Annotated in this window: 21 protein-coding genes; 6 read left to right on the top strand and 15 right to left on the bottom strand. The window is 68.6% G+C overall.

What is annotated here, in order from left to right; genetic code table 11:
* Positions 1-3: 3 nt before the first annotated feature.
* Positions 4-549 (bottom strand): DinB family protein, encoded by a 546-nt coding sequence (locus tag ASC91_RS23270; protein WP_200955325.1) that lies wholly within the window; start codon positions 547-549, stop codon positions 4-6.
* 105 nt (positions 550-654) lie between these two features.
* Here ASC91_RS23270 and ASC91_RS23265 point away from each other — a divergent pair, with 105 nt between their 5' ends.
* Both ASC91_RS23265 and ASC91_RS23260 read left to right on the top strand, forming a co-directional pair.
* Positions 655-3,378 (top strand): CHASE domain-containing protein, encoded by a 2,724-nt coding sequence (locus ASC91_RS23265; RefSeq protein WP_056202772.1) that lies wholly within the window; start codon positions 655-657, stop codon positions 3,376-3,378.
* A gap of 94 nt (positions 3,379-3,472) precedes the next feature.
* A complete protein-coding gene (locus ASC91_RS23260) occupies positions 3,473-4,600 on the top strand; it encodes an ABC transporter substrate-binding protein (RefSeq protein WP_056202770.1) in 1,128 nt (375 codons plus the stop codon).
* Positions 4,601-4,753: 153 nt separating this feature from the next.
* Here the strand turns inward: ASC91_RS23260 and ASC91_RS23255 are convergent, their stop codons facing one another.
* Positions 4,754-5,197 carry an Lrp/AsnC family transcriptional regulator gene (locus ASC91_RS23255; RefSeq protein ID WP_056202768.1) on the bottom strand — a complete coding sequence of 148 codons (444 nt, stop codon included), beginning with the start codon at positions 5,195-5,197 and terminating at the stop codon, positions 4,754-4,756.
* An 84-nt stretch (positions 5,198-5,281) separates the two neighbouring features.
* Here ASC91_RS23255 and ASC91_RS23250 point away from each other — a divergent pair, with 84 nt between their 5' ends.
* On the top strand, positions 5,282-5,872 hold the full coding sequence (locus ASC91_RS23250; protein WP_056202766.1) for a LysE family translocator: 591 nt from the start codon (positions 5,282-5,284) through the stop codon (positions 5,870-5,872).
* Positions 5,873-5,878: 6 nt separating this feature from the next.
* Here the strand turns inward: ASC91_RS23250 and ASC91_RS23245 are convergent, their stop codons facing one another.
* From ASC91_RS23245 to ASC91_RS23200, 10 genes are all read right to left on the bottom strand, one after another.
* Entirely contained in the window at positions 5,879-6,808 is a 930-nt protein-coding gene (locus ASC91_RS23245) for a transglutaminase family protein (RefSeq protein ID WP_056202763.1), read from the bottom strand.
* Positions 6,805-9,453, bottom strand: a complete 2,649-nt coding sequence (locus tag ASC91_RS23240) for a circularly permuted type 2 ATP-grasp protein (protein WP_056202760.1) — start codon at positions 9,451-9,453, stop codon at positions 6,805-6,807. Before ASC91_RS23240 ends, ASC91_RS23245 begins: the two co-directional genes overlap by 4 nt.
* 121 nt (positions 9,454-9,574) lie before the next feature.
* Positions 9,575-10,459, bottom strand: a complete 885-nt coding sequence (locus ASC91_RS23235) for an alpha/beta fold hydrolase (RefSeq protein ID WP_056202750.1) — start codon at positions 10,457-10,459, stop codon at positions 9,575-9,577.
* A 10-nt stretch (positions 10,460-10,469) separates the two neighbouring features.
* Complete coding sequence (locus ASC91_RS23230; RefSeq protein ID WP_056202747.1) at positions 10,470-10,754, bottom strand: type II toxin-antitoxin system RelE/ParE family toxin; 285 nt, start codon at positions 10,752-10,754, stop codon at positions 10,470-10,472.
* Positions 10,751-11,035, bottom strand: coding sequence for a DUF6290 family protein (locus tag ASC91_RS23225; protein ID WP_056202746.1), 285 nt, complete (start codon positions 11,033-11,035; stop codon positions 10,751-10,753). The genes ASC91_RS23230 and ASC91_RS23225 overlap by 4 nt, the downstream gene beginning before the upstream one ends.
* A gap of 35 nt (positions 11,036-11,070) precedes the next feature.
* Complete coding sequence (locus ASC91_RS23220) at positions 11,071-14,502, bottom strand: DUF2126 domain-containing protein (RefSeq protein ID WP_056202743.1); 3,432 nt, start codon at positions 14,500-14,502, stop codon at positions 11,071-11,073.
* A gap of 189 nt (positions 14,503-14,691) precedes the next feature.
* The gene (locus ASC91_RS23215; RefSeq protein ID WP_056202742.1) at positions 14,692-15,642 is read right to left on the bottom strand and encodes an alpha-E domain-containing protein; all 951 of its coding nucleotides are present in this window, start codon (positions 15,640-15,642) and stop codon (positions 14,692-14,694) included.
* 14 nt (positions 15,643-15,656) lie between these two features.
* Positions 15,657-17,129 carry a circularly permuted type 2 ATP-grasp protein gene (locus tag ASC91_RS23210; RefSeq protein WP_056202739.1) on the bottom strand — a complete coding sequence of 491 codons (1,473 nt, stop codon included), beginning with the start codon at positions 17,127-17,129 and terminating at the stop codon, positions 15,657-15,659.
* A gap of 138 nt (positions 17,130-17,267) precedes the next feature.
* Positions 17,268-19,256, bottom strand: a complete 1,989-nt coding sequence (locus ASC91_RS23205) for a TonB-dependent receptor (protein WP_056202737.1) — start codon at positions 19,254-19,256, stop codon at positions 17,268-17,270.
* A gap of 64 nt (positions 19,257-19,320) precedes the next feature.
* Entirely contained in the window at positions 19,321-19,635 is a 315-nt protein-coding gene (locus tag ASC91_RS23200) for a hypothetical protein (RefSeq protein WP_157282007.1), read from the bottom strand.
* Positions 19,636-19,946: 311 nt separating this feature from the next.
* Between ASC91_RS23200 and ASC91_RS23195 the strand changes: the two genes are divergently transcribed.
* Together ASC91_RS23195 and ASC91_RS23190 are read left to right on the top strand one after the other, a co-directional pair.
* The gene (locus tag ASC91_RS23195; RefSeq protein WP_056202732.1) at positions 19,947-21,140 is read left to right on the top strand and encodes a M20 aminoacylase family protein; all 1,194 of its coding nucleotides are present in this window, start codon (positions 19,947-19,949) and stop codon (positions 21,138-21,140) included.
* Complete coding sequence (locus tag ASC91_RS23190) at positions 21,137-21,679, top strand: DUF1415 domain-containing protein (RefSeq protein WP_056202728.1); 543 nt, start codon at positions 21,137-21,139, stop codon at positions 21,677-21,679. Before ASC91_RS23195 ends, ASC91_RS23190 begins: the two co-directional genes overlap by 4 nt.
* 3 nt (positions 21,680-21,682) lie before the next feature.
* Here ASC91_RS23190 and ASC91_RS23185 read toward each other — a convergent pair whose 3' ends face one another.
* Positions 21,683-22,036, bottom strand: a complete 354-nt coding sequence (locus ASC91_RS23185) for a hypothetical protein (protein WP_056202726.1) — start codon at positions 22,034-22,036, stop codon at positions 21,683-21,685.
* 172 nt (positions 22,037-22,208) lie between these two features.
* Here ASC91_RS23185 and ASC91_RS23180 point away from each other — a divergent pair, with 172 nt between their 5' ends.
* Entirely contained in the window at positions 22,209-22,901 is a 693-nt protein-coding gene (locus ASC91_RS23180; protein ID WP_056202722.1) for a response regulator transcription factor, read from the top strand.
* Here ASC91_RS23180 and ASC91_RS23175 read toward each other — a convergent pair.
* Together ASC91_RS23175 and ASC91_RS23170 are read right to left on the bottom strand one after the other, a co-directional pair.
* Positions 22,898-23,713 (bottom strand): protein-glutamate O-methyltransferase CheR, encoded by an 816-nt coding sequence (locus tag ASC91_RS23175; protein ID WP_056202720.1) that lies wholly within the window; start codon positions 23,711-23,713, stop codon positions 22,898-22,900. The genes ASC91_RS23180 and ASC91_RS23175 overlap by 4 nt on opposite strands.
* A gap of 3 nt (positions 23,714-23,716) precedes the next feature.
* A complete protein-coding gene (locus ASC91_RS23170) occupies positions 23,717-23,935 on the bottom strand; it encodes a hypothetical protein (RefSeq protein WP_056202716.1) in 219 nt (72 codons plus the stop codon).
* Positions 23,936-23,940 lie beyond the last annotated feature (5 nt).

The raw sequence follows: 23,940 nt of genomic DNA, 5'->3' as shown, positions 1-23,940 counted from the left end.
CCGTCACACCGGCTCGGCCCAACCCAGCTCCGCCATGTCCGCCACACGATGCTTGTCATCGCCCAGCATGATGAAGTCATCCAGCTGCGGCGGCTTCACCGCCGTGCCGGCCAGCATCGCATGCACCTGCCCCCGATGGTGGGTCTGGTGCATGAAGAGGTGCGCCAGCACCCGCCCCACCGGCTCGCGCGGCCCGTTCTCGATACCGGCGCCGCGGTCGAAGGCGACGATGCGCTCCTCGTCGCCCGGCTGCAAGCCTGAGCAGAACGCCACCAGCTTCTCGTCGCTTTCGTCCTGCCGCGCCGCCAGCTCGGCCGCCGTCTGCGCCGGCACATAACTGGCCCAGATGTGGCGCATGGCTGCGTCACCCTGCAGGGCGGCAAGGTAGTAATGGTCCACATTGAGGATGTGATTGGCCGTCAGCGCCAGGCTGGGGAAGAAGCTGGTGCGCGGGGCGTGGAAATCGGCATCGGACAGCGCTGCCAGCGCACCCAGCAGGCGGCGGTTGGCGAGGCGGTTGGCGCGGGCCTGAATGAGGAAGATATTCATGGCTGGCATTGTGCTCGGGCGGCCCCGCCATGGGGCTGACGGCGCGGACCGGACATGCTTCAATCGCCACGCAGGCAGCATGCCGCGCCACAAAAGAGTCAAGGCTTGCGCATCGGAGACGGCTATACCGGGTCAGAGAAGGTCAGCACGGCTGCATGGGTGGCGGCCGCGGCCGTGCTGTCCATCGGCCTGGCTTTGACAGCGGGCGCCGTCATCTGGCAGCAGCAGCGCGCCGGCGCCGAGGCGCGCGGCCTGCAGGAACGCCAGGTTGAGCGGCTGCAGGCCGATGTCGTGAAGCGGCTGACCATGCCGGTCTATGGCCTCAAGGGCGCCCGCGGCGCGCTGGCGGCGCTGGAGGGCAAGTTCAGCCGCGCGGCCTTTGACGCCTATGTCGAGTCGCGCGACTTGCCCCGCGAGTTCCCCGGCGTGCGTGGTTTCGGCTTCATCGAGAGGGTGGCGCGCCGCGACCTGGCCGCCTTCGTCGCGGCCCGCCAGCGCGAGGGGGGCACCGAATTCCGCGTGCATGGCTCGGGCCAGGACCCGACGCTCTACGTCGTCACGCAGATTTCGCCGTTCTCGCACAACTTCTCGGCCTGGGGCATCGACTCCGGCGCTAACCCGGTGCGCCGCCAGGCCATCGAACAGGCCATCGACAGCGGCGAGGCGACTCTTTCCGGCCCCGTGCGCCTGGTGCAGGACCCTCTGAAGGGCACCGGTTTCCTGCTGCTCGTGCCGGTCTATCTGCAGGGCCATGACCCCGGCACGCCGGCCGAACGCCGCGCCGCGCTGCTCGGCCTGCTGTATGCCCCGCTGGTGGCGGGCGACCTGCTGCGCGGCGTGGCAGAGCCGGCGTCGTCGCTGCTGGACCTGAAGTTGTCCGTCCGGACCACCGACGCCGAGTTTCAGCCCCTGCTGGCGACGCGCGCGGGCCAGGCGCTGGCACCGGCCGAGGCGGCCGATTACGAGCTGAGTGACGCGCCGACGGCCGATTCGTTGCGCTTCACGGTCGCCGGCCGCGAGTTCATGCTCGATACGGCGCTGACCCGCGAGGCGTCCATGCGGCTGCTGGGCCTGTCGGGCCTGGGCCTGGAACTGGGCGGTGCGCTGCTGAGCCTGCTGCTGGCCGTGACGGTCTATCTGCTGGCCGCCGGCCGCACACGCGCCGAGGAGATGGCGCGCGGCATGACCGCCGACCTGGCGCGCCTGGCCATGGTGGCCAGCCACACGACCAATGCCGTCTTGATCACCGACACGGATCGCCGCATCAACTGGGTCAACGACGGTTTCACGCGGCTCAGCGGCTTCACCAGTGCGGAGGCCGTGGGCAAGCGGCCGAGCGACCTGCTGCATTCCGAGCTGACCAACGAGGACACGGTGCACGGCATGCGCGAGGCCATGAGCGTTGGACTGGGCTGCAAGGTCGAGCTGATACGCCGCGCCAAGGACGGCCGCGACTACTGGGTGGACGTCGAGGTCCAGCCCCTGCACGACGCCGAGGGCGCGCTGACGGGCTTCATGGTCATCGAGTCCGACATCACGGCCCGCAAGCAGCTCCAGGCCCAGGCCGACGAGGCGCGCCAGAGCCTGCAGGACCTCTACGACAACGCGCCCTGTGCCTATTACGCGCTGGACGAGAACGGGCGCTTCCTGCAGATCAACGCCCTGGGCCTGAGCTGGCTGGGCTGCACGGCCGAAGAGCTGATCGGCCAGGCCAGCCCGGCGGACTTCTTCGATGCCGAGGGCCGCCTGCTGTTCAGCCAGGCCTTCCCCCGCTTTATGCGCGAAGGGCGCATCTCGGAGCTGGAGTTCAGCGTCAAGGGCCGCCAGGGCGAAGCCCGCCGCGTCAGCCTGTCGGCCACGGCCGTCTACGACGCCAACGGCAACTACCTGCGCAGCCGCTCCGTGATGTTCGACATCAGCGAGACCCATCGCATCCGCCAGCAGTTGCACCAGTTGACGCTGGACCAGGAGGCCATGCTGGAGAGCGATCTGGTCGGCATCGTCAAGCTGCGAGACCGCGTGACCGTCTGGCGCAATCAGGCGCTGGAGCGCATGTTCGGCTACGCCGAGGGCGAACTCCTCGGTGCGCCGGTGCGCCAGCTCTACGTCGACGACACCGCTTACGAGACCCTGGGTGCGCTGGCCTATCCACAGCTCAAGGCCGGCGGTCGCTTTCGCACCCAGCTGCAGATGCGGCGCAAGGACGGCTCGTTGATCTGGGTGGACCTGGCCGGCGTCGAGCTGCCCGCCGTATCCAGCGAACGGGGTGGCGAGTCGCTGTGGATGATGGTCGACATCACGCAGAGCAAGGCCCACGAGGCGCGCATGGAGCGCGCGGCCCTGCACGACGCATTGACCGGCCTGCCCAACCGCCTGCTGCTGGGCGACCGGCTCAAGCAGGCCATTGCCGCCGCCGAGCGCAGCGGCCATGTCTTTGCGCTGGCTTATCTCGACCTGAACGGCTTCAAGCAGATCAATGACAGCCATGGCCACGACGCCGGCGACGAAGTGCTCAAGGCCGTGGCCGCCCGCCTGCACACCGGCCTGCGCGCCAGCGACACGGTGGCCCGCCTGGGTGGCGACGAATTCGTCGTGCTGCTGACGCCGACCCTGGTGCCGGCCGACGCCGAACCGGTGCTGAACCGGCTGCTGGACGCTCTGTCCCAGCCGATCACGCTGGGCTCGGGCGAGCAGGTGGCCGTGGGCAGCAGCCTGGGCCTGGCCCACTTCCCGGTGGATGGCCAGACGGCGGATGCGCTGATGCGCTTCGCCGACGAGGCCATGTTCGCCAACAAACGCGCCGGCCGCGCCCGCGCACGCACAAGTTAGCAAACGTTTCCGCCGGGATGTATTCACGCCCGGCGGGCACTGTGCGCCGATCGGTTGTAACAGCCTCCCCAGGCTTGGGGCATGATTCGCGCCCATGCTGACCCGCCGCCAAGCCCATCTCGCCCTGGCCAGCCTCGCGCTGCCGGCCACATCCGCTCGCGCCCAGGAACGCCGCGCCATCGTGCTCGGCCAGTCCGTGCCGCTGACCGGTCCCGCCGCCCAGCTCGGCCTGCAGATGCAGCTCGGCGCCAAGGCCTATTTCGATGCCGTCAACACCAGCGGCGGCGTGGGCGGCCTGCCCATCGTGCTGAAGACGCTGGACGACGGCTACGAGCCCGCGCGCTGCAAGGCCAACACCGAGAAGTTCATCCAGGAGGATGTCTTCGCCTTGTTCGGCTATGTGGGCACGCCCACATCGGTGGCGGCGCTGCCGCTGGCGACGGCCGCCAAGATTCCCTTCATCGCCCCCTTCACCGGCGCCGAGGCGCTGCGCGACCCGTTCAACAAGCTGGTTTTCCACATCCGCGCGTCCTACTACGACGAGACCGAGCTGATCGTCAAACAGCTGACCCAGCTCGACCTGAAGAAGATCGCCGTCTTCCACCAGAACGACGCCTATGGCCAGGCCGGTCTGAAGGGCGTGCTTCGCGCGCTGGAAAAACGTGGCCTGCAGCCGGTGGCCGTTGCGACGGTGGAGCGCAACAGTGTCGACGTGGCTGCGGCCATCAAGACCCTCGTGCCGGCACAGGCCGAGGCGATCGTGCAGATCAGCGCGTACAAGAGCTGCGCCGCCTTCATCCGCGAGGCCCGCAAGGCAGGCTATTTCGGCCAGTTCTACAACGTGTCCTTCGTCGGCACGCAGGCCCTGGCCGATGAGCTCGGCAAGGACGCCGCCGGCATCGTCGTCTCGCAGGTCATGCCGTCGCCCTTCGGCACCGCGGTCGGCCTCGTCAACGACTACCAGCAGGCCCTGCGCAAGCTCGACGCCAAGGCCGAGCCCAACTACACGAGCATGGAAGGCTATGTCGCGGCGCGCGTCATCGTCGATGCCCTGCGCCGTTTGGGCGGCCGGCCCACCCGCGAAGCACTGATCGCCGCGCTGGAGACCTTGTCCGGCTACGAGTCACGCGGCTATCACCTGAACTTCTCGCCCACCAAGCACACCGGCTCCAGCTTCGTGGAGCTGTCGATGCTCACGGGCGACGGAAAAGTGAAACGTTGACCCCTCTGCGGGCCGAGCGCCGGGCCGCTCCCTAGCCGGCCCGCGCTGGCGATGTGCTTGCGGCTCGATGCCGCAAGCATCGCCGTCCCCTCGGGGGACCGACCAGGCTTGGCCGCGTCCAGCGGGGCAAGACTGGGCGAGGGGCACCAAGATTCAACCGCGATCGTCCTTGGGGGAGTCCATGACGATGTAGCTGGTGATCATGCTGACCTGGGGCAGGCCGCCCAGCACGTCGGCATGGAAGCGCTTGTAGGCCGGCAGGTCGGCCACCTCCACACGCAGCAGGTACTCGAAGGCACCGGTCACGTTGTGGCACTCGCGCACAACCAGGCAGTCCTTCATCGCCTGCTCGAAGCTCAGCTGCTCGTCCAGCGTGTGGCGCGACAGGCCGATGGCCACGTAGGCCACGAAACCCAGGCCCAGCCGCGCCGGGTCCAGCACGGCGCGGTAGCCCTTGATGACGCCCACTCTCTCCAGCTCTTGCACGCGCCGCAGGCAGGCCGACGGGCTGAGCGCGATGCGCTGGGCCAGCTCGGCATTGGTCATGCGGCCGTCGCGGGCCAGCTCGCGCAAGATCTTGTCGTCGATCGCATCCATGGCCGCAGATGATTGCACATTGGCGAGCCAACGCACTGCACAACGCAAACCCATTCGGTGCCGACCTGCCTAGAGTTGCGCGCCATGGAAACCACCCTCAGCACCCTGGCCGCCCTCACCGGCTTCGCCTTCGTCATGTCCATCACGCCCGGACCCAACAACCTGATGCTGCTGGCCTCGGGCACCAACTTCGGCTGGCGGCGCAGCCTGCCGCATCTGCTGGGCATCAGCTTCGGCTTCGGCGTCATGCTGGTGCTCGTCGGCCTGGGGCTGGGCGAGGTGTTCACGCGCTACCCCGGCCTGCATGAGGTGCTGAAGTGGGCAAGCCTGGCCTATCTGCTCTACCTCGCGGTCAAGATCGCCAGCGCCGCGCCACCGACCGCTCAAGGCGGCGGCCAGGGCCGACCCCTGGGCTTTGGCGCTGCGGCGCTGTTCCAGGTCGTCAACCCCAAGGCCTGGGCCATGGCGCTGACGGCCGTGACGGCCTATGGCGAACTCGGCATCGCGGCGCTGACAGCCGTCTTCGTCCTCGTCAACCTGCCCTGCTGCGGCTCATGGGCCCTGCTGGGCGAGCAGATGCGCCGCTGGTTGCACCGGCCGCGCGCGCTGCAGGCCTTCAACTGGGGTGCCGCGGCGCTGATGGTGGTGTCGGTGCTGCCGCTGCTGCGGAGCTGACGCCGCTCAGTCGGCCATCGGCTCTACGCTGACGCTCACGCCCAGTGTCGCCACGCCGCCGCCGCGCAGCACGCCGCGCAGCGGCGCCACGTCGGCATAGTCGCGGCCCCAGGCCAGCGTGACGTGGTCCAGGCCCGCAGGCACGGCATTGGTCGGATCCAGGGCCAGCCAGCCCTGCTCGGGGCACCACAGTTCAACCCAGGCATGCGAGGCATCCGCGCCGACAAGTTTGGTCACGCCCTCGGGCGGGCGTGTCAGCAGATAGCCGCTCACATAGCGCGCCGCCAGGCCCAGTGAGCGGCAGGCGGCGATGAAGACGTGGGCGAAGTCCTGGCAGACGCCGCTGCGCAGGGCCAGCGCGTCGGCGGCGCGGGTCGCCACCGTCGTGCTCTGCGGCAGATAGCGCAGGTCGGTGTGGATCTGGTGCATCAGCGACAGGCCGCCGGCGGCCAGCGTGCGGCCGGGCGAAAAGGCGCGGCGCGCATAGGCGCGCAGCGTCTCGTCGGGTGCGGCGTAGTTGGAGGCGAGCGCGAACTCGTCGGCCTCCTGCAGCGCACGGCCAGCGCGGTAGCGCAGGCCGGCCGCAACGGCCTCCCAGGCCTGGCCGCGGCCGGGCTCGGGCACCGGGCGGTCGCTGAGCTCCACCTCGAAGCGGCTGTCGACGACGAGGCGTTCATGCACGCGCGCATGGCCAAAGCTCAGGTGCTGGTTGCCCCAGGGGTCGCGGCGCAGATGCCGGGCCAGCTCGCCCGTATCCAGCTCCAGCCCCTCGACGCCCCAGCCGTCCGGCAACGGGTCGATGTTGAGCCGCCAGTCGCTGACCTTTTGCCAGGGCGTGTGGCGCGGCGCCAGGCAGGCGGCGTGATAGGCCCATTCCACCGAGTCGTCGTAGGTGTACTCGGTGACGTGATGGACGGCGAGCCGGATGCCTGTCATTGCCAGACTCGCTGTTCTGCGCCGAGCACATGCGCGAAATAACGCTGGCTGATCAGGCTGGACAACTCGCCCGCCTGGGCCGCCGCGCGCGTCAGATGCTCGACAAGGGCCGGCCCTGACGCCGCCAGTTCGGCCAGCGGCCAGGCCTCGGGCACGGGCAGCTCGGCAGCGATGTCGGCGGCCCAGCCGGGATCGTGGCGGGCCAGCTTGGCGAAGCGGTCGCGCAGCGTGCGCGCCACCCAGGCCAGCGACCGCGGGTTGTCGGTGTCGTGCACCAGCAGGTGCAGCAATGGCGGTGCCTCGCGGCGCGCCTGGAACTGGGCACGGTAGGTGATGGTCGAGTCGAACACGCCCAGCAGCAGGCCGAAGCCGTCCTCGGTCAGCGCCAAGCCATGCTCGAAGGTCTCGGCCAGCACCTCGGCATGGAAGGACAGGCGCTCGATCTGGCGGCCGATGGACAGCAGCCGCCAGCCGTCATCGCGCGTCATGCGGTCGGTCTGGGCGCCGGTGATGGCGGCCAGGTGGGTGTCGGCGCGCGCCAGCACATTGAGCACATCGGTCACCGGCGTGCCCGGACCGGGGCGGTCCAGCACAGCGCGCAGATGCTGCTCGAACTGGGCGGCTGTTTCGTGGATGAGGCGCCAGGCCTCGGGCGACAGGCGCTCGCGCAGCGCCTGGGCGCAGGACTGCAGCGCACGCAGGTTCCAGCCGACGCTGGTCTCGCCGGACGCCGGCAGCAGGGCCGTCAGGATCGCACGCTCGAAACCACGCGGGTCGTCCTCGGCCGCGGGCGCCTTGGCGCCGACAAGGCCATGGCGGCGCGCCAGCGCGTCCAGCAGCGGCAGCATGGGCGGCGGCATCGCGCCGCGCTGCACCATGACGCTGGCCTCGATGACATGACGCGCCAGCCGGGCGCTGTTCTCGGCACGCTCGGTGTAGCGGCCCAGCCAGAACAGGTTCTCGGCGGCGCGGCTGGTCACCGTCCAGTGCACGTCGCGCAGGTCGGCGGCCTGCAGCGGCTGGGCCAGCAGCGTCGTCGGGTCGACCTCGCCGTCGGTCATGACCCAGGTGTCGGCGCTCAAGCTGCCGCGCTGGATGGACAGCCAGGCATCGGCCAGCGGGTCGCGCTTGGGCGCCACGCGCGCCAGGCCGCCGGGCAGCACCTTCCAGCCGCCCTGGCCGTCGGTCATGGCGAAGACGCGCAGCACGGCCACGCGCGGCTCCAGCGCGCCGCGCGTCCAGACCGGCTGCTTGGTGGGCTTGACGCGGGCCTGCAAGGTGTAGGCGGTGGGGTCGGCGTCGATACGCTCGGCCAGCTCCCAGAGCTGCTCGTCGGTCAGTTCCGCGGCGACGATGGGCGAGAAGCTGCGCGTCGTGCTGCTGGCCGAGAAGGTCGGCACGACGACAAACTCCGCCAGCCGCGGGCGCAACCTGCGCCAGGCGCTGTCCTCGCCGCACCACCAGCTCTGGATGGCTGGCAGCGTCAGGTCCTCGCCCAGCAGGCTCTCGGCCACGCCGGGCCAGAAGGCGGACAGGCCCGGGCTCTCCAGCCAGCCGGCGCCCGGCGCATTGGCGATGACGACCTCGCCGGCACGCGCTGCCTGCAGCAACCCCGGCACGCCAAGGATGGAGTCGGGGCGCAGCTCCAGCGGGTCCAGCCAGGTGTCATCAACGCGGCGCAGCAGCACATGCACGCGCTCCAGGCCGGCCAGGGTCTTGAGATAGACCTTGTCCGCGCGCACCGTCAGGTCGGCGCCTTCGACGAGGGTGATGCCGAGATAACGCGCCAGGAAGGCCTGCTCGAAATAGGTCTCGTTGCGCGGCCCCGGTGTCAGCAGCGCGACGCGGCTGCGCTCGCCGGCGGGTGACAGCTGGGTCAGGGTCTGGATGAAGTCGCGGTAGCTCGCCGCCAGGCGCTGCACGGCCATCTGCCGGAAGGCTTCGGGGAACTGCTGGGCAACGATGAGGCGGTTCTCGAGCACATAGCCCAGGCCCGACGCCGCCTGCGTGCGCTGGCCGACCACCCACCAATGGCCGTCGGCGCAACGCGTCAGGTCGAAGGCCAGCACATGCAGGTGAACGCCAGCGGCCGGCTTGGCTCCATGCATACCGCGCAGGTATTGCGGGTGGGCCAGCACCAGTGACGCGGGCAGCAGGCCTTCGCTCAACAGCTTGCGCTCCCCGTAGGTGTCGGCCATGACGGCGTTGAGCAGGCGCGAGCGCTGGGCGATGCCGGCCTCGATATGGCGCCATTCGTCCGGCTCGATGAGCATGGGCAGCAGTTCCAGCGGCCAGTGGCGGGCCAGCGGCGCACCCTCTCTCTCGTCCTGGCCGGGCAGCGGTGGGGCATCGCTGTGCACGTTGTAGCTGGCACCGTCCTCCAGCACGCGGCGCTGCACGCGCAGGGCCTTGGCGCTGAGCTCCTGCCAACCCGCCGCACCGCCGGCCGCGAAGAAACGACGCCAGCGCTCGGTGAGGCCGCCCTGGGGCTCGCCGGGCTGGTTGACCTGGCCGGTCAGCTCATAGAAGTGGCCGTCACGGCTGCGCAACGCGGCCGAAGCGGCAAGCGCCAGCGGGTCGGGCGCCAGCACCTCCTCGGGCTCGTCGGGAAGCAGGCTCCACTGGCTGGGGGTGAGCTCAGACATGGGCGAGGAGGATCGATGCGGTCATGCGGCGCGAAGAAGGCGGAAAGGGCATTGTCGAGCAATGTCCGCGCGGCGCCGGCCCGGGGCTGCGGGGGGTGCGCCGGCTGGCGCCGGTCACTGCTCAGGGCGCCGGTAAGCCCGGCTCGCTGGCAACCTGGCCACGCGGCGACAGAAAGGCGCGCAACACGCGTTCGGCCGCTTCCGGGTCATCGCGCCAGGCGCCATGGCCCACGTTGGCAAAGCGCTCGAACTGCACCCATTGCGCCGGTAGCGCGGCAACGATCTCTTCGGCGTCCTGCGGCGGCGTGACCGGGTCCTGCTCGCCGGCCATGACCAGCACCGGGCACTGCACATTCGCGAGGCCCGGGCGAAGGTCCATGTCGCGCAGCTCGGTGCGGGTGTGGGCGAACAGGATCTCCGGCTTGAACATCATCCAGCCGCCGGCGTTCGGGTTCTTGAGCTGCGTGTTGTAGAGGCGGCGGCAGACCTTTTCATACACGGCCCAGCTGGCCGGGCCGGGGTTCTCCCAGAACTCGCGCGTGGCGGCCGCGGCGTCCGGCCCGCCGAGCGCACCGAAGCGCTCGATCTTGCGCTCCAGCCCGAAGTGATGCGAGGTGCTGGACAGCACGACCTTGCCCGGGTGCTCCGGGTGGCGGGCCAGATAGCGCTGTGCGACAAAGCCGCCGAAGCTCTGGCCCAGCACGATGGGCTTGACGACGCCCAGTGCGTCGCACAGCCGCACGATGTCGTCGGCGAAGACGTCCAGCACCCACTCATCCGCCGGCCGCGGGTCGCTGCGGCCATGGCCGCGCTGGTCGAAGTAGACGACCTGGCAGAGATCGGTGAAGCGGCTGAAGAAGGGCCGGAAGGCGGTATGGTCGAAACCCGGGCCGCCATGGATGAGGATCAGCGTCGGCTTCTCGCGCAGTTCGGGGCCGACGGGCTCATGGCCCAGGCCCTCAATGTCGACGAAGAGGCGGACGCCGGGTTCGATTTCGATGCGCATGTTTCGGGTCTTAGCGCGATTCGCGCTGGTGGCGAATCGAGATTACAACGGCCACATCAGCGCGCGGCACGTATCGGTAGCGGACGACGTAACCTCGTGCAGCCCGGCCGACGACCAGTTCACGCGTGCCGGTGCCGGCACGGCGTCCGATTTCTGGCGCGTAAGTCAACACACGCAGCGCATCGAGCAACTCGTCTTTGCGCTCGACGGCGTTGTCAGCATCGTGCGCCATCAGAAAGTCCGTGATGCGATCCAGATCGTCAATTGCACCGCGCCCAAGCTCGACACTCGTCATTCGAGAATCTTGCGAGGCTTCGGCAGTACCGCCGGCTTACCGGCAACCTTGGCATCGAAGTACGCCTTGGCTTCGTCAAGACTGACGGCTTCGCCAGTCTTCAGGAACTCAGTCCAGCGCTCCTCGCAGATCCTGTCCATCTCCGCATCGAATTCCGCCTGCTCGACCGACTCGGCAATGGCATCGCGGATGAAGGCATGCGCCGTCTTGCCGGCCCGCGCGGCGGCTTCGCTCACGCGTTCCTTCAAGTCGTCTTCCAGGCGAATGGTCGTCGTCGACATGGGGGGCTCCAATGTTGTAGCGCAATTGTGCTACATCAGCCCACCTTGCGCAGATCCAACGTGAACGGGAACTCCAGGCTGCGCTTCGGCTCACCCACCTCGACCTGGCCCGGCGTGTGGCCCATGGCCACGAAGCGCGACAGGCGGCGGCTCTCGGCCTCGTAGGCGTTGACCGGCAGCGTCTCGTAGCTGCGCCCGCCCGGGTGCGCGACCGAGTAGCGGCAGCCGCCCAAGGACCGGTTCTGCCAGGTGTCGACAAGGTCCAGCGTCAGCGGCGCGTGGATGGGGATGGTGGGGTGCAGGGCCGACTCCGGCAGCCAGGCGCGGTAGCGCACGCCGCAGACGAACTCGCCGACGCGGCCCGTGGGCTGCAGCGGCACGGGCACGCCGTTGACCGTCACACGGTGGCGCGGGTCGACGAGGCCGGTGACGAGCAGCTCCATCCGTTCCAGCGACGCGTCCACATAGCGCACATTGCCGCCGGCCGAGCCTTCCTCGCCCATCACGTGCCAGGGTTCCAGCGCGCCGCGCAGCGTCACATGCACGCCGCGGGCCACGAACTCGCCGTACTTCGGGAAGCGGAACTCGAAGTGCGGCGCGAACCAATTGGCGTCGAAGGCATAGCCGGCCTCGCGCATGTCCTGCATGACGTCGGCAAAGTCCTCGCGCACGAAATGCGGCAACAGCCAGCGGTCGTGCAGCTCCGTGCCCCAGCGCACCAGCGGTGCGCGGTAGGGTTTGTTCCAGAAGCGGGTGACGAGCGCGCGCAGCAGCAGTTGCTGCACGATGCTCATGCGCGCATGCGGCGGCATCTCGAAAGCGCGCAGCTCCAGCAGGCCCAGGCGGCCGGTGGCGGAGTCGGGCGAGTAGAGCTTGTCGATACAGAACTCGCTGCGGTGGGTGTTGCCGGTCACGTCGACCAGTACATTGCGCAGCGTGCGGTCGATAAGCCAAGGAGCGACGTTGTCCCCGAGCTTGTGGATCTCGCCCAGCGCAATCTCCAGCTCGCGCAACTGGTCGTTGCGCGCCTCGTCCACGCGCGGCGATTGGCTGGTGGGGCCGATGAAGAGGCCGCTGAACAAATAGCTGAGCGACGGGTGGTTGTGCCAGTAGGCCAGCAGCGACGCGAGCAGCGCGGGGCGGCGCAGGAAGGGCGAATCCGCCGGCGTGGCGCCGCCGAGCACGAAGTGGTTGCCGCCGCCGGTGCCGGTGTGGCGGCCGTCGATCATGAACTTCTCGCTCGACAGGCGCGTGAGGCGCGCGGCTTCGTACAGGAACTCGGTGTGGTCGACCAACTCGCGCCAGTTGTGGGCCGGGTGGATGTTGACCTCGATGACGCCGGGGTCTGGCGTGACCTGCAGCAGCTTCAGGCGCGGGTCGCGCGGCGGCGGGTAACCCTCCAGCACGATCTTGTAGCCCGTGTCCTCGCAAGCCGCCTCCACCGCCGTCAACAGCTCCAGGTAATGCTCGAGCTTTTCGAGCGGCGGCATGAAGACGTAGAGCACGCCGCTGGCCTTGCCCTTGCGTTCGGCCGCGGGGCCGTTGGCGCGCCGCGGGTCGCGGGCTTCGACGCACAGCGCCGTGCGCGTGACGTCACGGGCGCTCTCGAAGCGGCCTGGTGCGGCCTGGGTCGAGGCGTCGCCTGCCCCTGCCCCACCAATGCCGGCGCCACCCGCAGCAGCACCGGCCTTGCCCCCCAGCCGCAGGCCCGGCACCGGCCCGGCCGACGTCACGCCCAGCGTCTGCACCCGCAGTGCCGCCGCGGCCGGCAGCATGCCGCGCGGTGCGAAAGGATCCTGCTCGATCAGATAGGGATAGTCGCCCTTGCTGACCCAGGGGAGCGAGTCCAGCGGCAGCCGCCAGCCCATCGGCGAGTCGCCGGGATGCAGGTAGAGGCGATCGTCGCGGAAGAACCAGGGCCCCGTCTGCCAGCGCGTGCCGGCCAGGGCCGGCGAGTCGCCGCTGTGGGCGATCGGCAGCACATAGCCGACGACCTCGGCCAGGCCTTGCTCGAAGATGCGGCGCAGGCGCGCCCGCTCCATCTCGTCGTCCAGCCGCGAGTCGAAGGGGTCGACGTTGACCGGCAGGCGGCGCTCGCGCCACAGGTAGTAGAAGGTGTCCTCGTAAGCGGGCTCGACATGGCTGTCTGGTAGGGCCAGGCGGCGCGTCAATGCGCTCATGAAGGCCTGGGCATGCGTGCTCGTGTAAGCGTGGCCCTCGCGTTCGTCAGCGAACCACTCCGGGTTGCGCCAGCAGGGTTGGCCGTCGGCACGCCAGTAGATGGACAGCGCCCAGCGCGGCAGCTGCTCGCCCGGGTACCACTTGCCCTGGCCGAAATGGAGGAAGCCGCCCTGGCCATATTCGTCGCGCAGCCTGTGCGTGAGCTGCTGGGCGTGGATGCGCTTGGTGGGGCCGAGCGCCTCGGTGTTCCATTCGGGGGCGTCGCGGTCGTCGATGGACACGAAGGTGGGCTCGCCACCCATCGTCAGCCGCACGTCGCCGGCGGCCAGTTCGCGATCCACCTGCTCGCCGAGCTTCAGCACTTCGGCCCATTGCTCTTCGGTGTAGGGCTTGGTCACGCGCGGCGATTCGTAGATGCGCGTGACGCTCATCTCGTGCTCGAACTCGACCTCGGCCTTGTCGACGGCGCCGCTGATGGGCGCTGCGCTGCCAGGCGTGGGCGTGGCCGCCAGCGGGATGTGGCCTTCACCGGCGAGCAGGCCGGAGGTCGGGTCCAGGCCGATCCAGCCCGCGCCGGGCAGATAGACCTCGCACCAGGCGTGCAGGTCGGTGAAGTCGACCTCGGTGCCGCTGGGGCCGTCCAGCGCCTTCTCGTCGGGCGTCAGCTGGATCAGGTAGCCCGACACGAAGCGCGCCGCCAGGCCGAGGTGGCGCATCAACTGCACCAGCAGCCAGCCGGAATCGCGGCAGGAGCCGGAGGCTTTCTCCAATGTCTCCTCGGGCGTCTGCACGCCGGGCTCCATGCGGATCAGGTAGGAGACGCTGCCCTGCACCTTCTGGTTGAGCTCGACGAGGAAGTCATTCGTCGAACGCCGGTCGAGCGGGATCTCCTTCAGGTAGGCGGCCAGCAAGGGCGTCAGCGGCTCGACCTGCAGATAGGGCGCGAGCTCGATCTGCTGGACCTCGTCGTACTTGAAGGGGAAGGTCTGGGCGTGCTCTTCGAGGAAGAAGTCGAAGGGGTTGTAGACCGACATCTCGGCCACCAGGTCCACCGTGACGGTGAACTCGGTCGTCTTCTCGGGGAAGACCAACCGCGCCAGGTAGTTGGCGAACGGGTCCTGCTGCCAGTTGATGAAATGGTCGGCAGGTTCGATGCGCAGCGAGTAGCTCAGCACCGGCGTGCGGCAATGCGGCGCCGGCCGCAGCCGCACGACCTGCGGGCCGAGGCTGACGGGGCGGTCGTATTTGTAGCGGGTGACGTGCTTGAGGGCGACGTGGATGCTCATGTCAGTTGTCCGTTCTGCATTCGCGGCTATCGCGACGCATAGAGTTATCGGGCCGAGCGCCGGGCCGCTCCCAAGCCGGCCCGCGATGGCGATGTGCTCGCGGCTCAATGCCGCGAGCATCGCCGTCCCCTAAGGGGACCGACCGGACCCGCCCGCGTTCAGCGCGGCAGGACAGGGCGAGGGGCACTGTCATCCTGTCGAAGGAACGAGGAAGTCGCGGCTGATGCCGGCACCGAGATCGGCCACCTCGGCGAGGAAGTCGTCCAGGAAGGGATGCAAGCCCTTGGCCAGGATCTCGTCAATGCGCCCGAAGGCCAGTTCCGCCTCCAGCCGCCCGACGCGGCGCAGCGTCTCGCCCGACTGTGGATTGGCCACGCGCTTGAGGTTGGCCAGCATGCGCGTCACGCAATGCGACAGCGAGCGCGGCATGTCGGGGCGCAGGATCAGCAGCTCGGCCACCTTGTCGGGCTGGATGACGTTGCTGTAGACCTTGCGGTAGATCTCGAAGCCCGACACCGAGCGCAGCACGGCCGACCAGTAGTAGAAATCGCGCGCCGTGTCGCGCTCGGAGACGATCTCCCCGTCGTGGCGATAGAACTTGACGTCCAGCAGCCGCGCCGTGTTGTCGGCCCGCTCCAGGAAGGAGCCGATGCGGATGAAGTGAAAGGCCTCGTCCTGCAGCATGGTGCCGACCGTGACGCCACGCGACAGGTGCGAGCGGTACTTGACCCACTCGAACAGCTGCGACGGATCTCGCGTCAGCAGGCCTTCGCGCAGCAGGCGACGGAACTCCAGCCAGGTCTGGTTCATCGTCTCCCAGACCTCGGTCGTCAGCGCACCGCGCACGGCCCGCGCGTTCTCGCGCGCCGCGCGCAGGCAGTTGAAGATGGACGAGAGATTGTTCTCGTCGGCCACCATGAACTCCATGACGCTGCGGCTGTTGATGCGCGGGTACTTGGTGTTGTAGAGGCTGTTCAGCTCGGAGATCGACACCAGGCTGCTCCACGACTGCTCGGATTCCGTCGCCGATTGCGGCTGGAGGGAGGTTTGGTACGCGATGTCCAGCATCCGAGCGGTGTTTTCGGCCCGCTCGATATAGCGGCTCAGCCAAAACAGGTGGTCAGCGGTTCTTGAAAGCATCGATCAGTCCTCCCTCAGTCCTCAAGAACCCAGGTGTCCTTGGTTCCACCACCCTGGCTGCTGTTCACCACCAAGGACCCCTCTTTCAACGCCACCCGAGTCAACCCGCCGGGCACCATGCGCACGCTCGACCCCGACAGCACGAAGGGTCGCAGATCAATGTGACGCGGCGCGATGCCCGACTCGACGAAGGTCGGGCAGGTCGACAGCGACAGCGTCGGCTGGGCGATGTAGTTGCCCGGGTTGGCAATGAGCTGCGCCCGGAAGGCCTCCACCTCGGCCTTGGTAGCCGCGGGGCCGACGAGCATGCCGTAGCCCCCTGCGCCGTGCACCTCCTTGACCACCAGCTCGGACAGGTGCGCCAGCGTGTAGGCCAGGTCTTCCTTGTCGCGGCAGACATAGGTCGGCACGTTCTGCAGGATGGGTTTCTCGCCGAGGTAGAACTCGATCATCTTCGGCACGTAGGGGTAGATGGACTTGTCGTCCGCGATGCCGGTGCCGATGGCGTTGGACAGCGTCACCTTGCCCGCCTTGTAGGCGTCCACGAGGCCGGCGCAGCCCAGCTGCGAATCGGCGCGGAACACCTTGGGATCGAGGAAGTCGTCGTCCAGGCGGCGGTAGATCACGTCGACGCGCTTGGGGCCGCGCGTGGTGCGCATGTACACGAAGCCGCCGTCGACGAACAAGTCCTGACCCTCGACCAGCTCCACGCCCATCTGCTGGGCCAGGAAGGCGTGCTCGAAGTAGGCCGAGTTGTACATGCCCGGCGTCAGCACGACGACGGTCGGGTCCGACACGCCCGAGGGCGCCACGCTGCGCAGCGTGTCCAGCAGCAGGTCGGGGTAATGCGCCACCGGCGCGATGCGGTGATTGACGAACAGCTCAGGGAAGAGCCGCATCATCATCTTGCGGTTCTCGAGCATGTAGCTCACGCCGCTGGGCACGCGCAGGTTGTCTTCCAGCACGTAGTAGTGGCCGCTACCGTCGGCGTGGCCGGCGCGCACGATGTCGACGCCGGCAATGTGGCTGTAGACGCCGCCGGGCACGTCCACGCCCATCATTTCCTTGCGGAACTGGGCGTTGTTCAGGATCTCGTCGGCGGGCACGATGCCGGCCTTGAGGATTTCCTGGTCGTGATAGACGTCGTGGATGAAGCGATTCAGCGCCGTCACGCGCTGGGCCAGGCCGGCCTGCATGGACGTCCACTCGCTGGCCGGGATGACCCGCGGGATCAGGTCGAAGGGGATCAGGCGCTCGGTGCCTTCGCCCGAGTCCTTGTCGCCGTAGACGGCGAAAGTGATACCCACGCGTCGGAAGATCAGCTCGGCCTGCTCGCGCCGCTCGCGCATCAGCGACTCGGGCTGCTCGGCCAGCCAGCGGGCATAGCTCTCGTAGTGAGCACGCACGCCACCGGCCTGCTGGGCCTGGCCGGTGGCGCCTTGCCACTGCAGCGCAGCGGCATTCATCTCGTCAAAGGCGGTCTGCATCGTTGCTCCTGTTCCCTGCCTCGCGACGCAAGTTCCGCGCCCGCGCTAGAAAGAAGCTTCTGGTGCGTGCACGCACGACTTGCGTGCATACCGCCCGGTACATGGGCGGCATGCACGGTTGTACACCGGGTCGAGGCCTCAGAAACGCAGTTGCAACCCTGTACTCGCCGACCGGCCCGCCTGGGGCGCCAGGTCGCGGATGGTCGGCACGGCGGTGGCGTTGTAGGCCAGCTTGTTGCCCAGGTTGTCGAGCTTCAGGTACCAGAGGGCGTCGGTCTGCCCCCAGCGCAGCTGGCGGGCGACGGACAGGCGCAGCGTGCCGTAGCCGGGCGTGGGCGTGTCGAACTCGGCGACGCGGGTCTGGCGGGCGGCGCCGCGCCATTCCAGCTTGCCGGACCAGTCGCCCTGCCGGGCCTCCAGGCCCAGCATGGCGCGCAGCGGTGCCAGGCGCGGCAGGGGCTCGCCGGTGGCACGGTTGTCGCCGCGCACGGCGTCCAGTTGGCTCAGCAACGCGATGGTGGGATGCAGCTGCCAGCGGCCTTCCAGCTCGACGCCACGCAGCCGCGCCGGCACGGCCTGGAAGTTGTAGACCGGCACCGCCTCGCCGTCGTTGTCCACCGTCGCACCGGTGGCTTGCAGCGCGATGTAGTTGGTAAAGCGCGTCTCGTAGACATTGACGTGGACGTGGCTCTGCGCCGATTCCCACTTCAAGCCGACGTCCAGGCCCTTGGACCGCTCCAGGCCCAGGTTGGCATCGCCCCGCTCATACGCCGCGCTGGCCAGATGCAGGCCGTTGGCGAACAGCTCGTAGTAGGCCGGTGCGCGCTCGGTGCGGTTCAGGTTGGCGCTCAGGCTCCAGGCGTCGCTCAAGGGATAGACGCCGCTGAGCGCGACGCTGACGGGTTTGAAGCGCCTGTCCGCCGGGGTGCCGAAGCGCTCGCCACCGTCCGAGTCCACCGTCACGCGCTCACTGCGCGCGCCCGCCGACCAGTCCACGCCGCCCAGCCTGGCCTGCTCCAGCACGAAGACGCCGGTATTGCGGGTGCGCGTGCTGGGCACGAAGGCCTCCTCGCCCAGGGCCGAGAAGTCCAGCGACTCGGTCTGCAGGCCGACCAAGCCCTTGACCGGGCCCCATGGGGTCTGGATCGCGGCGTGCTCCACCTCCAGGCGCCCATCGGTACCGGTGCTCTTGAAGGTCGTGCCGACCTCGCCCGTGCCCTCCACCTCCTGGTGCTCGTAGCGGTTGCGGCTGAGTTGCCAGCTGACGCGGTGGATGGGGCCGTCGGCCGTCGCCCACTCGCCCGCCGTCGCCAGGCGCTGGCGCTGCATGCGGATGGTCACGTCCTCCTCGGCCGTGGTGCCGTAGTTGGTGTGGAAGTCGTCCACGGACACGCCGGCATAGCCGCCCTGGAAGAACACCGAGCCGCCCACCGCGCCGCCATGGCTGCGCGCCGCGGAGTTGCGCACGCTGGTGCGGGTTTCGCCATCACTGTCAAAGCGCGGGGCGACCTGGTCGCCGGCGTCACGCCCGGCCAGGTCGACATGCCAGCCAAAGCCGGCGTGCTGCTGGCCGCTGCCGCCGTCCAGCACCACGGCGCCGCTCTTGTCGCGCGAGGCGCCGCCGAGGCGAACTTCCGCCGCGCCGCTCAGGCCGTCGATCAGCGTGCGCGGGATGCGGTTGTCCAACGTGTTGACGACACCGCCCACCGCGTTGCCGCCGTACAGCAGGGCCGCCGCGCCGCGCAGCACCTCGACCTTGTCGATGACCAGCGGGTCAATGGCCACGCCGTGGTCGAAGCTGAGGTTGGACGCGTCCACCGACGCGCCGGAGTTGCTCAAGATGCGCACGCGGTCGCCATCCAGGCCGCGGATGCTGGGCCGGCTGGCGTTGGGGCCGAAGTTGGTGGCCGCCACGCCGGGCAGGCCTTGAAGGGTGTCGCCGAGGTTGGCGGCGCGGGTCAGCACGAGCTGGTCACCGCTGAGGGAATCGCTGGGTTGGGCCAGCACCTGGCTCTTCAGCGGGTTGCCGGTGACGACGACCTTGTCGAGGGATTCGGCGGGCTCAGCTTGAGCAGAAAGGGAAACAAGACAGGCGGCCGCAAGGGGCGCCAGGGCAAAGGAACGCATGAAGGTACTTCCGCAAGAAAACGCAAACACCCGCGCCAACTTTGGGCGCGGGAAGGCTTGGACTTCAGGCGGAAGCGGGCGGCGCGCGGGCCGGGGGCAGGCCGAGGCTGACCGCGCGCGGTACACCGCCGCGGGCCACTAGCGGCGCGGCATGCGTGGCCGAGCCGACAGCCAGAACCACCGGTTCGGCCACTGGCGCGCCGGCGCCGAGGTCGGCGGCGGTCAGGCAGAGGTCGCAGTGAACCAGGTGGGCGATGCCGTCGTCCTGGCGGTCGCTGCCGACGTGCGACAGCGCATGCACCCCGGCCATCGCTTGCGCGAGGGGGAGTAGCAGCGCCAGCCACAACAGCCAGTTTCTTGACCAACGACGAACGTTCACGGAGGGGCCTGTTACCAGGGCAAAGATCGGTGCGAGAGGGTCTGCGCGGGTGCAGGGCTAGACGCGCGGCGCCGCCAGGGCTCATGCCCAGGCCAGGCGCGCAACAACGCCATGCGCCCGCGCAGACCCTCTCCCGAAGGGTTGTCACTCAAAAGCCTGCGCGCGGCGTTGCGAAGCCTCGCTGGGGACGACCCCAGCTTCGTTTCGCGCCTTGCTCGCAGGCTTTTGAGTGGCAACGCACCCGACCTTTGCCCTGGTAACAGGCCCCGATCCTAAACTCAGGCCTCTACAGAGCCTGAAGTCACCCTCTCATGAAGCTCATCGACACCATCCTGGCCGACGCGCCGGCCATCACGGCCATCCGCCGTGACCTGCACAAGCACCCCGAACTCTGCTTCCACGAGCAGCGCACAGCCGACGTCATCGCCCAGGCGCTGACCGACTGGGGCATCCCCGTGCACCGGGGCCTGGGCAAGACCGGCGTCGTCGGCATCGTCAAGAACGGCTCGTCCGACCGCGCCGTCGGCCTGCGCGCCGACATCGACGCGCTGCCGATGACCGAGCGCAACGAGTTCCCGCACGCCAGCTCCTACCTGGGCCGCATGCACGCCTGTGGCCATGACGGCCACACCGCCATGTTGCTGGCCGCCGCCAAGCACCTGGCGACGAACCGCAACTTCGACGGCACCGTCTACCTCGTCTTCCAGCCTGCCGAGGAAGGTGGCGGCGGCGCGCGCGAGATGATCAAGGACGGCCTGTTCGATAAGTTCCCGATGGAGGCCATGTTCGGCGCCCACAACTGGCCCGGCATGCAGGCCGGCCAGTTCGCGCTGAAGAGTGGCCCGGTGTTCGCCAGCAGCAACGAGTTCAAGATCACCTTGCGCGGCAAGGGCTCGCACGCCGCCATGCCCCACCTCGGCCTGGACCCGGTGCCGGCCGCCTGCCAGCTCGTCACGGCCTTCCAGACCATCGTGTCGCGCAACAAGCGTCCCATCGACCCCGGCGTCATCTCCGTGACCATGATCCACGCCGGTGAGGCGACCAACGTGGTGCCCGACTCAGTGGTCATGGAGGGCACGGTGCGCACTTTCACGCTGGAGCTGCTGGACCTGTTCGAGCGCCGCATGAAGGAGATGACCGAGCAGCTCGCCGGCGCCTTCGAGCTGACTGCCGAGTTCGAATTCCGACGCAACTACCCGCCGACGATCAACCACCCCGAAGAAACCGAATTCGCTCGCCGCGTGCTGACCGACATGGTCGGTGCCGACAACGTGCAGGAGTTCGAGCCCACCATGGGCGCCGAGGACTTCAGCTACTACCTGCTCGACAAGCCCGGCTGCTACTTCCTGATCGGCAACGGCGACGGCAGCCACCGCGTCGGTGGCCATGGCATGGGGCCCTGCATGCTGCACAACCCGAGCTATGACTTCAACGATGAGCTGATTCCGCTGGGCGGCTCGATGTGGGTCAGGATGGCTGAAGCCTGGTTGAATACACCGCGATGAATCACGAGCAAATCATCCAGGACACCCGCGACTGGGTCGTCAAGGCCGTCATCGGCCTGAACCTCTGCCCGTTCGCCAAGGCCGTCCACGTCAACGAGCGCATCCGCTACGTCGTCAGCGACGCCACCGAGCCCGAGGCGCTGCTGAAGGACCTGGCCCGCGAACTGCTGGCGCTCAACCGTGCCGATCCGGAAGAGGTCGACACGACGCTGGTCATCCATCCCCATGTGCTGACCGATTTCCTCGACTTCAACGACTTCCTGGACGCGGCCGACGCGCTGGTGGAAGAACTGAAGCTCGACGGCATCCTGCAGATCGCCGACTTCCACCCCGCATACCAGTTCGAAGGCAATGAGCCCGACGACATCGCCAACTACAGCAACCGCTCGCCCTACCCGACGCTGCACATCCTGCGCGAAGACAGCATCGAGCGCGCCGTCGAGTCCATGCCCGACACGGCGTCCATCTACGAGAACAACCTAGAAACGCTGGACAAGCTGGGCGTGGAGGGCTGGCGCAAGCTCGGCCTCAAGGGCTGAGGCTCATTCCTTCACCCAGGAGAACGCGCCGCCGCCCTTCTTGGGCGAATTGGCGCGTGTGCGCAACACGGCATCGAAGCCGCTCTTGCCGCCATTCCAGATGGCTGTCAGCAAGCTGACAACATCGTCGCGGCTGTAGGCATCCAGGTCGGCACGGAACTGCTTGATCGCCGCCGCCAGCATGTCGCGCGGCAGCTCCTGGTGGGTTGCCAGCACGAGGAACATGGCGGCGAACAGGTCGGGCCGGCTGCCACACAGCACCTGGATGCGTCGCAGCGCCTCGGGCGGCGCCGCGCGCTGGCCCGGATGCAGCCAAGTCAACTCGTCTGGGCCTTCGGCTTGCACGTCATCGGCCATCGCGGTCTCCTCGTGCCGCTCGTTGGCGGCTTGATTTATCACAGCGTCCGCCTAGTGTCAGTCATTTATGACCCAAAACGTGCAGCAAACCACGTTCAAGAGGCTTTCCGAGGCATGCTGACGCCCCAGTCATGCGGCAAACTCCGCGGCTGCTCTCGTGTCCCCCGCCACCATGCAACCCAAGACCCTCGCCCTCATCGATGACGACGCTGAGTACTCCGAGTTCCTGACCCAGCATCTGCAGGAGCAGCAGGGCATCGCGGTCAGCCGTTTCGACGACAGCAATGCGCTGCTGGCCTCACCCGATGCCTTTGGCTTTGATTTCTATCTCGTCGACCTGATGCTGCCCGGCGTCAACGGCGTGGAGCTGATCAAGATCCTGCGCCGGCGCACCGATGCCGGCGTCGTCGTCGTGTCGGGGCGCCTCGGGCCGGAAGTCTTCCGCGAGGTCATCACGGCTGGCGCCGACATGTATCTCGTCAAGCCGGTGCAGTTCGAGCAGGTGTCGCTGGCGATTGCCGCCGTGCAGCGCCGCGTTGCCAAGCCCTCGGCGGCCGACGCGGTCTGGAAGCTGGACCGCGCCAGTGGCGAGCTCGTCGTGCCCGACGGCACGCGCATCCAGTTGAGCGAGGCCGACCGCCAGTTGCTGGAATGCTTTGCCCAGGCCGGCGGCGAACCGGTCACGCGCGAGACTCTGCTGAACAAGCTCGGCCGCGAGGTGCCCGAGGGCGAGACCGACGACGGCCTGTCGGCCACCATCTACCGCCTGCGCCGCCGCATCGAGCGCGCCACGCCCACCCTGGTGCCGCTGCAGAGCAAGTCGCGGGTCGGCTATGTCTTCCGCGCGCCGCTGCAGCTGATCTAGACCTGTTTTCTGAAAACGCCTGGGGCCAGCGCATCCAGGCCCGGCGTCGTGACCAGGCCCTGCTCGGCCGTTCCAACGAAGAACAAGCCCCCGGGATGCAGCCGCGCCAGCACTTGCGCCAGGACGGTCTGGCGCGTCGCCGCATCGAAATAGACCAGCACCTGGCGCAGCCAGATCGCATCAAAGCCCTGAGCGCCGTGCAGCGGTGCGCGCAGGTCGTGGCGCTCGAAGCGCACGCGCTCGCGCAGGCCGGCCTGCATCTGCACCAGGCCGGTACTTGCCGGGTCGCCGCCCAGGCCGTAACGGCGCAGCCGCTCCGGCGTGACCCCGCGCAGTTGCGCCTGCGGGTAGAGGCCCTCGGCGGCGCTGCGCAGACGGCGCTCGTTGGTGTCGGTGCCCAGCACCAGCCAATCAGCGCCGACGCGCCCGGCCTGCTGCAGGTCGGCCAGCAGCATGGCCAGGCTGTAGGCCTCGTCGCCGAAGGAAGTGCTCGCGCTCCACAGCCGCGGGCGCTGCGGACGGACACGGCTCAGTTCGGACTCCAGCAGGTCGAAATGCATCAACTCACGGAAGAAATGGTTTTCGGGGGTGGTCAGCAGGTCGACAGCCATCTGGAATTCGCCGCCATCGTCCGCCGTGGCGATCAGCGTGACATAGGCCTCATAGCTGTCCAGGCCGAGGCGCTGCAGCCGCGGCGCCAGACGGGACGCCACCACGGTCCTCTTGACCGTCGCAAAGCCCAATCCCAGGTTCTCCTGCATCAGCCCACCAAGCCGCACATACGTGTCTTCGCGCAATTCCGGCAAGCCCATCGTTCAGGCGTCCTCTCGGGCCGTCGTGGCGATGAGATCGGCCAGGCCGAGAGCGCGGCAGGCGTCGGCGGGCACGTTGCTGGCCCACGTCAGCTGCAGGCTCTCGGCACCGGCGGCATCGAACTGCTCGACGGCCGTGTAGAGGCCGATCTCCATCGGCAGGCTGCCCCGGCAGCTGACGCGCTGGCCCGCCTGAGGGGTGGAAAGGACGACGGCCAACATGGCTC

Origin of the sequence: Pelomonas sp. Root1237, assembly GCF_001425055.1 — a bacterium.
In the GTDB taxonomy this organism is placed as follows: domain Bacteria; phylum Pseudomonadota; class Gammaproteobacteria; order Burkholderiales; family Burkholderiaceae_C; genus Pelomonas.
This window is presented reverse-complemented; position numbering and strand designations above follow the sequence as displayed.